9 protein-coding genes and 1 tRNA gene are annotated in these 12,867 nt (G+C 59.7%); 8 read left to right on the plus strand and 2 right to left on the minus strand.

The window, feature by feature from the left end:
• The first annotated feature begins 13 nt into the window (after nt 1–13).
• The 3 genes from Enr8_RS10530 to Enr8_RS10540 all read left to right on the plus strand — a co-directional run bounded on the left by Enr8_RS10530 (nt 14) and on the right by Enr8_RS10540 (nt 4,181).
• Entirely contained in the window at nt 14–745 is a 732-nt protein-coding gene (locus tag Enr8_RS10530; protein ID WP_146431205.1) for a TVP38/TMEM64 family protein, read from the plus strand.
• A gap of 284 nt (nt 746–1,029) precedes the next feature.
• On the plus strand, nt 1,030–3,561 hold the full coding sequence (locus Enr8_RS10535) for a DUF3656 domain-containing U32 family peptidase (RefSeq protein WP_146431207.1): 2,532 nt from the start codon (nt 1,030–1,032) through the stop codon (nt 3,559–3,561).
• Between the two features lie 5 nt (nt 3,562–3,566).
• Nucleotides 3,567–4,181: a non-canonical purine NTP pyrophosphatase gene (locus Enr8_RS10540; RefSeq protein WP_146431209.1), complete on the plus strand. Its 615-nt coding sequence runs from the start codon at nt 3,567–3,569 to the stop codon at nt 4,179–4,181.
• Between the two features lie 49 nt (nt 4,182–4,230).
• On the opposite strand, the gene Enr8_RS10545 is transcribed toward Enr8_RS10540, so the two are convergent.
• On the minus strand, nt 4,231–4,503 hold the full coding sequence (locus Enr8_RS10545) for a hypothetical protein (RefSeq protein ID WP_146431212.1): 273 nt from the start codon (nt 4,501–4,503) through the stop codon (nt 4,231–4,233).
• Between the two features lie 443 nt (nt 4,504–4,946).
• Nucleotides 4,947–7,208, minus strand: a complete 2,262-nt coding sequence (locus Enr8_RS10550; RefSeq protein WP_146431214.1) for a prenyltransferase/squalene oxidase repeat-containing protein — start codon at nt 7,206–7,208, stop codon at nt 4,947–4,949.
• Nucleotides 7,209–7,565: 357 nt separating this feature from the next.
• Between Enr8_RS10550 and Enr8_RS10555 the strand changes: the two genes are divergently transcribed.
• From Enr8_RS10555 to Enr8_RS10575, 5 genes are all read left to right on the plus strand, one after another.
• A tRNA-Met gene (locus Enr8_RS10555) sits at nt 7,566–7,639 on the plus strand.
• Nucleotides 7,640–8,035: 396 nt separating this feature from the next.
• Nucleotides 8,036–9,496 carry a cation:proton antiporter gene (locus Enr8_RS10560; RefSeq protein WP_146431215.1) on the plus strand — a complete coding sequence of 487 codons (1,461 nt, stop codon included), beginning with the start codon at nt 8,036–8,038 and terminating at the stop codon, nt 9,494–9,496.
• 481 nt (nt 9,497–9,977) lie between these two features.
• On the plus strand, nt 9,978–10,574 hold the full coding sequence (locus Enr8_RS10565) for a hypothetical protein (RefSeq protein WP_146431217.1): 597 nt from the start codon (nt 9,978–9,980) through the stop codon (nt 10,572–10,574).
• Between the two features lie 65 nt (nt 10,575–10,639).
• Nucleotides 10,640–11,140, plus strand: a complete 501-nt coding sequence (locus Enr8_RS10570; protein ID WP_222434841.1) for an alpha/beta hydrolase-fold protein — start codon at nt 10,640–10,642, stop codon at nt 11,138–11,140.
• 164 nt (nt 11,141–11,304) lie between these two features.
• Nucleotides 11,305–12,393 carry a sialate O-acetylesterase gene (locus tag Enr8_RS10575; RefSeq protein WP_146431222.1) on the plus strand — a complete coding sequence of 363 codons (1,089 nt, stop codon included), beginning with the start codon at nt 11,305–11,307 and terminating at the stop codon, nt 12,391–12,393.
• Nucleotides 12,394–12,867 lie beyond the last annotated feature (474 nt).

Genomic DNA, 12,867 nt, shown 5'->3' on the forward strand with positions numbered 1-12,867 from the left:
AGAAGTGGTGTGAATGGACGATCCAATTCCTGAAGGCGATTCGGCGCCATCCGGTGCTCGGCCCTATCGTTGGCTGATCGCCCTCCTCTTACTCTTCCTCGCCATCGCCGTCTACTACCTCTTCGGCCGGCATCTCTCGATCGATGCCTTAGTCGAGCGTGAGGAAGCTCTCCGTTCTTTCCAGCAGCAACATTGGCTGGTTTCCTACTTCGCCGCGTTTGCGATCTACGTTGTGATCACGGGGCTTTCTCTGCCAGGCGCAGCGCTGCTGACCATTTTGTATGGCTGGCTGTTTGGGCCGGTCGCCGGCGTCGTGCTGGTCAGCTTCGCTTCGACCTTGGGGGCGACAATCGCCTTTTCGGTCAGCCGCTATCTCTTTCGAGACGCCATCCAGCAGCGTTACCAGCAGCGGCTGGAAAAGCTGAACGCCTCGGTCGAAGCGGAGGGCGCCTACTACCTGTTTACGCTGCGGCTGATCCCGATCTTTCCCTTCTTTCTGGTCAATCTGCTGATGGGCCTGACGCCGATTCGCCTGGTGACGTTTTGGTGGGTCAGCCAGTTGGGCATGTTGGCCGGCACGATCGTCTACGTCGCCGCCGGCGCCAGTTTGCCGTCGCTGGCCGCCATCCAAGAGCAGGGACTCGGCGCCGTGGTCCGTTGGCCAACGCTGGCGGCCTTCGCCCTGCTGGGCCTGTTGCCGCTGCTCACGCGTCAGGTAGTCAAATGGCTGCGACGATCCCCCTAACTGCCTGTTGAAAAATGCCATCGTGGCATTTTCCAACCTCGCCAGGCTCAGAGCGTAGCTCTTCGCGGCTCGCAAAATAACGACTTACGTCGCTATTTTGGGATCGCATCCATGCGATCACGCAGTCCGTCGAGAAAATCAACGGACTGCTAACTTTGTGGGCCGCTCTTTGCAGCGTGACAGCCGCAGATCTGCGAGATTCTTGTGGCAAATCGACTACGCACCGCGGCGGCGACTGTTAGAATGGCGGTTTCGACACCTTCAACGAATCGCTCCCCTGCTATATGTCTGATACCTGTGCGTCTGAAAATCGTGCTGCCCCCGAACTTCTGGCGCCTGCCGGCAACTGGGACTGCGCCAAAGCGGCCGTCGCCAACGGCGCCGACGCCATCTATTTCGGGCTGACCAGCGGGTTTAACGCACGGGCGCGGGCCAACAATTTTGACGCCGCAGACCTGGCGTCGCTGATGTCGTTCTTGCATTGGCATGGCGTGCGGGGATACGTCACGCTCAACACGCTCGCCTTTTCGCCGGAACTGGAAGCGGTCGAACAGCTGGTGCGGCAAATCGCCGCCGCCGGAGTCGACGCCCTGTTGGTGCAAGACCTGGGCCTGGTCGGGCTGATTCGGCAAATTGCGCCAACCTTGCCGATTCACGCGTCGACGCAAATGACGATGACCAGCAGCGAGTGCATCGCTCTGGCGGCCGAAATGGGCGTCGAGCGGGTCGTGCTGGCCCGCGAGCTGTCGATCGCCGAGATCTCGGCGATTCACGAAAAAACCGAGATGCCGCTCGAAGCGTTCGTGCACGGCGCCCTGTGCGTCGCTTACAGCGGACAATGCCTGACCAGCGAATCGCTGGGCGGCCGCAGCGCCAATCGCGGCCAATGCGCCCAGGCCTGCCGGTTGCCTTACGAGCTGATCTGCGACGGTCAAGAGGTCGATCTTGGCGATCAAAAGTACTTGCTCAGCCCGCAAGACCTGGCCGCGTTTGCGGTGACGCCCGAGCTGATCGAAGCCGGCGTCGTGTCGCTGAAGATCGAAGGTCGGTTGAAGACGCCCGAGTACGTCGCCAACATCACGCGGCATTATCGCACGGCCATCGACGCCGCCGTCGCCGGACGCCCGGTCGAGTTTGCGCCGCGCGACGTCGAAGAGATGGAACTGTCGTTTTCGCGGGGGTTCTCGGTCGGCTGGCTGCATGGCTGCGATCACAAGATGTTGGTCCCGGCGATCAGTTCGGCCAAGCGGGGCGTGCTGGTCGGCGAAGTGCAGAAGGTCCAGGGACAACGGGTCAAGGTCTCGCTGCGGCGAGCGTTGAAAGCGGGAGACGGCATCGTCTTTGACGGCGACCGTATCGCGGACGCCGAACAAGGGGGCCGCATCTTCGCCCTGTATCGCGGCCAGAATCGACTTGAAGGCGAAGTTTCGCATGGCGTCGTCGAGATGGCGCTGATGCGGGACGCCGTCGATCTGTCCCAGCTTTACCCAGGCCAGAAAATCTGGAAGAGCGACGATCCCGAGCTGAATCGCCGATTGCGAAAATCGTTTGATGGCGAGATCGCGCCGCGCGATGTTGACCTGCAATTGCAAGTCTCCGCCGCTGTCGACCAGCCGCTGCAGTTGGTGGCGACTGTCGACGGTTTGCCTCAACTACAGCTGCAAACCGAACAACCGCTCGAGGCGGCCCGCAAACATCCGCTGACGATCGAAACGCTGCAGGAGCAGTTCTCTCGCTTGGGCGAGACCGGCTACCGGCTTGCCGATCTCAAAGCGGACATCGCTGGCGAGCCGATGGCGCCGCTCAGCGTGTTGGGCGCACTGCGCAAGCAGATGGTCGAGCAACTGACCGAAGCGCGTCGGGCCGCGGCGATCCGTTCGCATGCCGTCAGTGCGAAGCCGGTCCTGCCGCAATTGCGCGATGCGATTCCAGAGAATATTCCGACCGACGACATGCCCCACTTGAACCTGCTCTGCCGCACGTTGGATCAGTTGACCTGGGCGAGTGAGATCGGCATGAAGCGGCTCTACGCCGACTTCGCCGACATTCGCGAGTATCGTCAGGCGGTCGCCATCGCCCACGGCGCCGGCGCCAAAGTTTACTTGGCGACGCCGCGGATTCAAAAGCCGGGCGAAATGGGAATCTTCAGGGCGCTCGAGAAACAGAACGCCGACGGGATCCTGGTCCGCAACCTTTCGGGCTTGCGTTACTATCGCGAGCGGAACGTCGCCTGCGTGGCCGACTTCTCGCTCAACGCGGCCAACGAGTTGACCGTCGACTTCCTCCGCCGCCAAGGGGCCGAGCGAATCACCGCATCGTACGACTTGAACCGCGAACAGCTGTTCGAGATGGTTCGCCGCAGTCCGACGCAGCTGCTGGAAGTGGTCGTCCACCAGCACATGCCGATGTTCCATATGGAGCATTGCGTCTTCTGTTCGGTCCTTTCGCCCGGCACCAACAAGACCAACTGCGGCCGGCCATGCGATACGCACGTGGTGCAGCTGCGCGATCGGGTCGGCAGCGAACATCTGCTAACCGCCGACGTCGGCTGCCGCAACACGCTCTACAACGCCGCTCCACAAAGTGGCGCCGAAGCGGTCGCCGCGCTGATCGACTTGGGCGTGCGGCACTTCCGCGTTGAGCTGCTCGACGAAGCGACCAAATCGCAGGTCTATCAGACGCTCGACCTCTACTCGTCGCTGCTCACCGGGCAAATCTCCGGCAAGGAAGTCTGGACCGAACTGAAGGCGCTCAACCGCGTCGGCGTGACCCGCGGAACGCTCGAAGAACGTCGCAACCCGCTGGCGATTCTGTAAGCCCGATGAAGCTCCCCTTCTCAGCTCTGCTGTTGGCGACCGGCAACGCCCACAAGTTGCAAGAGCTGGCGACGTCGCTGGGGCCGCTGGGCGTGACGCTCCTTTCGCTGCGCGATTTTCCCGACGCCGTCGCCGTCGTCGAAGATGGCGAAACGCTGCGCGACAACGCGCTGAAAAAGGCGATCGGCTATGCCGGGCAAACCGGACAATGGGTCTTGGCCGACGATACGGGACTGGAAGTAGCGGCGCTAGGCGGAGAACCGGGCGTTCGTTCCGCCCGGTATGCCGGCGACCAGGCAACCACCGCCGAAAACCGCGTGAAGCTGATCAACGCGCTGGCAGACGTGCCGCTCGCAAGACGTTCGGCCCGCTTTGTCTGTCACCTGGCGATCGCTAATCCGAATGGCGAGATCTTCTGCGAAGCGATCGGTGAGTGTCACGGACGAATCCAAGATGAAGCCCGCGGCCAGTACGGCATCGGCTACGACGCCCATCTAGAAATCATCGAGTATCGTCGGCGACTGGCCGAAATGAGCCCGGCTGCCACTCGATTAATTGGCCACCGCGGGCGAGCGACACAGCGGCTATTTAAAGAACTCCGCCGCCAGTCAAAAATCTAGCCCACAGCGCCAGCGAGCGAAAAGGGACGCGAGCAAGTTCCGGCCTTCGTCACTTACCAAAATCATCTTTCCCCGACGGCTTAAAGAACTCGTCCTGTTCGGCTTGCTCCGTCTCCTGCGACCTGGGAAGCGAGACCGATTTCAACTTGATCGTCCGCTGCTCGACCGAGACTTCCTCCACTTCGCCAAAGTCGATCAGTTTGGCGAGCGCTTCAACGTCGCCGTCGAAGCCAATATCCAAAACGGTCACGTTTCCGCTGGTACGACTGGAGTAGTGCCCGGTGTTGACCTTGTCTTTCAACCGGAGGAACATCTCCTTCATCTACTCTTTATTGAGCCCCGGCATCTCGATCCGGACCATGTTTTCGAGACCGACCTCATCGCGAAACGCCTGCGAATCGCGTGGGTTGCCGAATCGCTGAACAAGTCAGCGAAGGGATCGTCAGCGCTCGACTTCGTGGCTGCTTGAGGCTGCGGCGGAGCGGCAGTTTTCGGCGATTGCGCGGCCTTCTGCAGCTTGGCGGTAAACTTCTCTCCGCACTCCTTGCAGGTAACTGTCTTGCCGTGCGTGCTGGCGTTGGGCAGTTGGTAACGCGCCTAACAAGGGGGGCAAACGAGCAGAAAAGCGTCCATGCGAAATTTGCGAATCTAGGGCTTGGCATGCGGGTTGGGACAAGCCCCACCAATATACCAATCCTCCCCTTCGGAACGCGAGTTGAATTTACAGAATCAACAGATTTCTATATCTAGCGGATAAGGCGATCGCTATTGCAGCGAAAGGACTTCCGACTTCGAGTAGATCGGCAGATGCCGGTAGTAGACTTCCAGCATGTAGACGCACAGGCAAGTCATAAACAGCCGCCCGCCGATCACGCCATGTTTGTCTCCATCGGGCGACCAACTTCCCTTGTCGCTGCCGACCTGGACCTGACCCTCTGGGATCGCCTGCCGCATGACGCGATTCCAACTTTGCCACGCCGAGCCCTCATAATGATGCGCCACCTGAGTGCCGTAGTACCAGTAGTAGACGTCGGGTTCTTTCCAATCGACCGGGTTTTCGACCAGGTAGTCGACGCCATCCTGCAAACGGGGATCTTCTTGCTTCCAGCCCAAGTACTGCCGGCAGAGTAAACCCTCGGCCGTCATCGACAGCGTCGCCGGCTGGTTGCGGGTTGGTTGGTAGGTGTAGCGAGCGCCATTCTCTTTCGCAACGGTATCGAGAAACCCGCCGACGCGCTGCAGCGTCTCTTCGGGTACGGTCAGCCCGCACATCTTGGCGCTGGCGAAGGCGATGACAAACCAACCGGTGACCGAAGTATCGGCGCCATCGCCTGGCGTGTAGCGCCAACCACCTTCCGGCGACTGAATGCGGACCGCGTAGTTGATCGCCCGTTGGGCCGGTTTGCGGTACTGCTCATCTTTGGTCATGCCGTACAACTCGCAGAGGGCAATCGTCGCTTGGGCTTGCGTGTACAAGCGATGCTGATTGGCGAGCGGCCCGCTGATGAAGGTGCCATCGTTGTCCATCTGCGACATTAAGAAGCCCCAGCCTCGGGTCACCTCGCGAGTGTAGCCGCCTTCGAGCGTCGTGTGCCCTGCCCCTTGAAACGCCAGCAGCGCCATCGCGGTCGCCGCAATATGATTCTCGATTCCGGCGCCATCTTTGTAGGGGCCTTTCAAGCTCCACGAGCCATCGCGGCGTTGATTTCGCTTGAGCCAATCGAGCGCCGCTTTGACCGACTGTTCGGTCGTCGCGTTGCCGCCATACGCTTTCAGTAGCGCCTTCTTTCCGCCCCCTTCGCCTCGGAAGTTGAATTCAACGCCCGGCGTTTCGACTTCGCGCTGTCGCGACTTCGTCCCCGTGGCGGCCAGGGTCGTCAGCGACTCGGGCGGCGGTTGCTCGGACTCAAACAACGTAATGTCGAACCCGACAATGTCGTCCTCCACCAAGTCATCTTCATCGAGCAACATTTCTAGATCGAGTTGTTCGCCCAGACGCTCGGCGTACGTCGCCGTCACGACGACTTCCTGCCTTTGCGTCGGCGTGAAGACCAACATCGCCAGCGCGACCACCAAGACGAAGTGGATGATCGAGCTGATCATCCACGGCGGCATCATCCGCGTCGACTTGGCGGTCAAGTCATCGGCCGGAGCGCTGAGCTTGGCGACCGCCAGGTTCGCGTCGACCACTTCCGGCGGAGCTTTCTTGGGCGCCTTCTGCGGCAAACCTTTGCCATCAGAAGGAACTTGCTCGACCGGCGCTGATTTGTCGACCGGTTTCGCGTCAGGCGACTTTGCCGCAGGCGTCCGCTTCGGCTTTACCGGCGCTTCGGCCGCCGGCTTTGACGCGGGCGCAGGTTTCGCAGCCGGCGGCTTTTTGGTCGCCCGCTTCTTTGGAGTTGGTTTTGCCGGAGGCTGTTCGCCTGGCGCTTCATCGCGCCACTTCGGCGGTTCCGGCTTGTCGCTTGGCTTGCGCGACTGCGGCTTCTTCGTTTCCGGCGGTCGCTTCGCACTGGGGGGCAATGCCGACTTTGGCGGAGGAGTTGGCTCTTGCTCGGCAGGCTTTGGTTGGGGCGGAGCGCTCGGCGGAACCGGCGGCGATTCGTTTTGCGGCGCTACCGGAGGCTGCGCCCACTGGTTCGGATAACCAGCCGGCGCCCCAGGAGATCCATAAGGAGCTGATGGCGGGTACTGCCCCGGCGGTGGTTGTTGCCCCGGCAGAGGATAACCGCCAGCGGGCGGATATTGCGGCGGCGGACCTTGCTGACCAGGCGGTGGATATTGACCCGGCGGCGGGTACGGTCCCTGCGCAGGATATTGCGGCGGTGGGTATTGCCCCGGCGGATACTGTCCCGCGGGCGGAAAATAATTGGGAACCGATTGCGGCGGTGCTTGTCCAAACGAGATCGGCGCCTTCGCCGCATCCCCTTCTGACGCCGGCGGCGGAGTCGATGGAGGCTGCGATATCGGCGCAGGGCGCTTCTCTGGCGATTTATCGCGGTCTTTCGGATGTTCGTCGCTCGACATCCACCAGCTCCAAGACCGCACTACCAAGACGGCCAAAATACAAGCGAAAAAAGGGGTTACGTCACTCTACCAGTGAGTTTTTTAAGCGGCAAGGAACCGATAATGTACTCAACCGAGCCCGCGCGGAATTCGCGCCGATTTTGTCGATTTTGACGAGACCGCACACAACGCTCGATCCCACGGCTTTCCGCGTCGAAAACTGTCCTACCGGCGATTGCGGCCGATTTGCCGCGTAAACGCCGACCAAAGTAGATCGCCTACGAATTTTTTCGGTCGGTCCCCTGGACACTGATCACAGTTCCTTTACAATTCAGCACTTCCAACAGCGGCAAGCATGTCGTTAAGTGGAGTTAATGTCGCGGGGTGGAGCAGCTAGGTAGCTCGCGAGGCTCATAACCTCGAGGTCGTCGGTTCAAATCCGGCCCCCGCCACTTTCAACGCTGGTTGAGCAAAATTGCTCTGCCAGCGTTTTTTTATGCCGTCGCGGAATTTCGCACTTAACCAATGGCTGCTAGTGCCGGCGTGCGCAAGGCGGCGTGTTCCAATGTATTGATCTCACGCCCCTTCTAAGCAGGTCGACGTTCGGATTTTTGGCCGAACCCTCTATCTGGGAAAGCGTGGCTGTGGTGAAAACCAGAAAGACTTTGGCGAATCGAAGCCGAAACGCGTCCTCACGCCGTTCTTGTCGACCACAGCACACTTCATTTCCCCGCTTCTGATCCTTTGAATACCCCAGCGCAGGGCGCGCCTACTTTCGACGTATCGGCAGGCGGTCAGGACGATTTCTCCCTCTTTTTCCTTTACGGAAGTACGGTATAAAGGGGGCCATGAGCTTCTTCAATATCGCCGGCATCCTTGTCGCCCTTGCAGCGGCCTTCGCGTTCATCAACCACAAACTGCTTAAGCTGCCGACAACGGTAGGCTTGATGCTGCTGGCCATGCTGCACGCGGTCGCCCTGCTGCTGATTAATTGGATCGTGCCGCAGGCGGGCGTGCTCACCGCGGCTGAGACCCTCGTCGGCTCGATCGACTTCGACCAGACGCTCATGGAGGGCATGCTCGGCTACCTGCTGTTTGCCGGGGCGTTGCATGTCGACCTGAACGACCTCAAGAAACAGTCTGCGGCCATCGGTCTGCTTGCGACCGTCGGCGTTCTCGCGACGACGTTCATCGTCGGCGGCCTTACCTACGTGATCACCGGCTGGCTCGGTATCGAGGTCCGCTTCATCTACTGCCTGATATTTGGGTCGATTGTCGCGCCGACCGATCCGATCGCGGTCTTGGGGATCGTCAAGAGCCTCGGCGCACCCAAGCCGCTGGAGACCAAGATCGCCGGCGAGTCGCTGTTTAATGATGGCGTGGGCGTGGTGGTGTTTATTGCGCTGCTGGGGATCGCGGGGCTGGGTCAGCATCATGGCGAATCGCATGCCGACGCGGCGAAGAACCATGATGTCAATCACGTCGCTGAGCCCAGCGAACAAGTTTTGGACAACCGCCCCAGCGCCGATAGCGATGCGGAACAACCCGGAAACGCACCTACGCACGATGCTCAAGCGCACAGCGAGAAGGCGGAGACGACAGTAATGGATGTCGCCAAGCTTTTCGCCCTCGAAGCCGGCGGCGGGCTCGCGCTCGGCCTGGTGCTGGGGATGGTCGCGTTCCTCCTGTTGCGAACCATTGATCACTACGCGACGGAGATTTTGCTTTCGCTGGCGGTCGTGACCGGCGGGTATGCCTTGGCGATGGCGCTTCACCTATCGGGGCCATTGGCGATGGTGGTCGCGGGGCTGATCCTGGGTAACCATGGCCGAACGCTAGCGATGTCCGACCAAACGCGCGAGCACCTGGACACGTTCTGGGAATTGGTAGACGAACTTCTGAACGCGGTGCTGTTTGTGTTGATCGGTATGGAGGTCTTGGTCCTTTCGTTCACGGCGCAGTATTTGCTGGCCGGGGCATTGGCGATCCCCGCGGCGCTGCTGGCGAGGTTCCTGTCGGTCGGCGCCGTGGTGACCGCCTTGAAGAAGGCGACCAACCGAGAATATACGCCGCACGCGATCAAGGTGATGACTTGGGGCGGCCTGCGCGGCGGGATCAGCGTCGCACTCGCGCTATCGCTCAAGGAAGAGATCCACGCCCAGCAATCGCAGTACGACAACATCGGCGAACTCATCCTGACGATGACCTACGTCGTCGTCGCCTTCTCAATCCTCTTCGGCGGCCTGACCATGGGGCCAATGTTGCGCCAGCTGGGCCTTGCCGGGCAAAGCAAATCAGACGCCCACTAACTACGGATAGCGACCTGATCAACGCGGAGGCGGCCTCATAGCAGTCCGTTGATTTTCTCAACGGTATGCGATCCCAAGATAGCGACGTAAGTCGTTATTTTGCGAGCCGCGAAGAGCTATGCTCTGAGCCTGGCGAGGTTGGAAAATGCCACGAGGGCATTTTCCAACAGGCAGATAGCCTTGAGGTTGTCGGTTCAACGTGGGGGGCGTTGGTGGTGATGATGGAGACGCGCCGTCGCCAAGCGCTCGTCAAGTTCGCGATCGCTTGCTTTGCCTGGAGTCTTCCAGTTACCGTTAGAGGAGGGAAAGTCTCACGCTCAGAATATAGAGAGTTGGCAGAGAAAAGGGGAGGCCTGCGTTGCGAATTTGACCCCCGTCCCCGTAGATTGCTCCTATTGTTAGAGGGCGCTCCCCGTAATAGGCCGTTCTGAACAATCATAAGTTGTCTGTTTTCAGAGTTTCTACATAGTTGGAGCGTCACATGTTGCGCATGACCACCGCCCTCCTGCTAATCTGTTTTGTCGCCGAGTCTCGGGCGCAAGACAACGCCCGAATGGCGACCGGGAAACACTCGCTGATTGCAACGTTTGACGAGACAGACGCTCGCCGGAATTTCTTCCACGACGTGAATGTTTGCTCCGAAGCAGAACGGCTCACTCTGGTTGTGGTCAGCGATCTCGCTGAGAAACAGGACGCAACAGAAGAGGCTGATGAAGACGCCTCGAATCAAGCAAGAGGTGGCTTCGGCGATCCGTCGGACGATGGCAGAGCCAAGTGGCTTGCTCGACCATTGGGACAAGAGCCTTGGCTTTCCCCGGAGCGAAAAGTCCATGGAACCGTCGATGCCGACGGAGTGATTCGTTTCGGCGTCACCACAACTCGTGATGGCAAGCTCGTCTCCCTGCATTTTGTTGGTCGCTCGTCATTTGCTGGTGCATCTGGAAAAGTTTTTCTATTGTCGTCGGAAAAGCCCGTCCTGGAGGGAACGTGGAAACTCATCAATCCATTCACTAACGCCCGCCTAGTCCCGGGCTTCAACGGAGCTAGTCCAGCAGAGAACAGGGGACGGGGGTCTTAAAGGCCGGCGCTGCGAATTTGCCCGCCGTCCCTTTAGATTGCCCGCCGTCCCTTTAGATTGCCCGCGTGTTCGTCAAGGAACTGATCCCTTTCATCGACAAGACGTATCGCACCATCGCCAATCGCGACGGACGCGGGCTCGAAGGGTTCTCGCAAGGTGGCCGCGGTACGACGCGGATCATGTTCAAGCGCCCTGACCTGTTTTGTTCGACAGCGCCAGGACGTTCTGGGTACTCCAACGAAATGAAGGTGAAAGAGCAAGAAGGCCGCGAGAACAGGAATCTGGTCTTCGCCAAAGGAGACAACACCTGGGACTTGGCCCAAGAATACGCCGAGACGAAAAACCCGCCGCTGCGGATTCAATTGCATGTCGGCACAAAAGGGTTCAACTACGAGCACAACTTGCAGTTCATGAAGTATCGGGAGTCGCTCGAGATTCCGTTCGAGCGCATCATCGTCGAAGGCGCCCCGCATAGCGCCGCCAAGATCGACGACAAACGAGGGCTAGAGATCGTTCAGTTTCACGCCGACAACGTCCGCCGCTCCGGCGCTTTGCCGGCGCAATGAGTGCGGCGAACGTTCTCGTGATTGCTTTCTCACCGAATCGATAACAGCCTATCTTTTTCAAACGTTTGAGTCGCCGCAAAACCAAAAATCTTGTGTAAAAAGCTACCGTAGGTCGGGTATCCTAGAAGCACCCCTTCCCTCGCCTACTCTGCTGGAGCCGAATCATGCCCAAGTTACGCCTCGCGTTATTTCACTTGCTGCTGACGTTTCTTATCGTGACGGCGTTTGCATTGCCGGCGATGGCGATGGAACCATCCGCCCCGCTTCCCGATCCGGATGGCAAGCCGGCCGACATGACCAAGCCGGTGAAGGTTTACATCTTGATGGGGCAGTCCAACATGCTGGAGATGGGCAAGGTCGCCGGCGACGAAGATGGGCGACTCGAGCACGCGGTCAACAGCAAGGGACTCTATCCCTATCTAGTCAATGAAGCTGGCGCCTGGACGGTGCGCAAGGATGTTCGCAACGTCGCGGTCATGGGGAGCGGCGGCCCCGGCAAGACTTCGCTCCGCAAGAATGACTGGCTGCAAGTCGCCGGCGGAAAGATTGGCGTCGAGATCGGTATCGGCAGCTATCTGGGTGAGTTGCATGACGAGCCGGTGCTGATTTTGAAAAGTGCGATTGGCAATCGTTCGCTCGGCTGGGACTTGCTTCCCCCCGATTCGCCGTCGTATGAATTCACCGATCCGAAGGATGGCAAGACCTACATCTATGCCGGCTACGGACAGAGCCCGCTGCGTTGGGAGAAAGGGACCGAGCCGGAGCCAATCGGCTGGAAAGCAGGCGTTCAGTACGATGGCGACATCGCCCGGGCGAAAGAGGTGCTGAGCAATCTCGACAAGTATTACCCCGGCGCCACCGACTACGAAGTGACCGGCTTTTTCTGGTGGCAAGGAGACAAGGATCGCTACAATCCGGGGCACTCGCAGAAGTACGAACAGAACCTGGTGAACCTGATCCAGCGCCTCCGCCAAGAGTTTGACGCCAAGAGCGCCAAGTTCGTCTGTGCAACGCTTGGCCAAACCGACAAGGACGCGGCCCAAGGGACCGAGAAAGATATCCTCGAAGCGCAGTTCGCCGTCAGCGATCCTAACAAGCACCCCGAGTTCAAAGGCGCCGTCGCCACCGTCTACACGCATCCGCTTTCTCAAGGGGGCGCTTCTAATGGTCATTACAACCACAATGCCGAGACCTACATGAACGTCGGCGAAGCGATGGGCCAAGCGATGGTGCGATTGCAGAAGAGCCCATAACCGCAGCGGAGTTTTTCGCTCGGCTTCGAGAAATCAACGCCGGTCGGACATCTGCCGAACCGGCGAATCTTTGCAAGCAAAGCATTCAAGTCGCCTCGCAAATAGCGAGGCTTCTTGCCAGGGGCTAACCTGCACCCTCACGCTGGATTAGCAGTCCGTTGATTTTCTCGACGGACTGTTAGACGGCAATCACTCTGGCGTCAGCGTCACCGACGCCGCCGGCAAATATCGCCTGACGACGTTCGAGGACTTTGACGGCGTTACCGAGGGAGACTTTCAGGTCACCGTCGAGAAAAACGACTGAATCGAGATCGCCGCGTCGGGGCCACATGCCGGGCCCGGCGGTTCTGGCGGCCCGGTCAAGAAAGTGCCGCTCACGCCGGCCAAGTATCGCGATTTTGAGAAGTCGGGGTTCACTGCGACCATTTCGCCCGACGGCCCGAATACGTTCGACTTCGATCTCGACTCGCAGGC

Origin of the sequence: Blastopirellula retiformator (assembly GCF_007859755.1) — a bacterium.
GTDB classification, from domain to species: domain Bacteria; phylum Planctomycetota; class Planctomycetia; order Pirellulales; family Pirellulaceae; genus Blastopirellula; species Blastopirellula retiformator.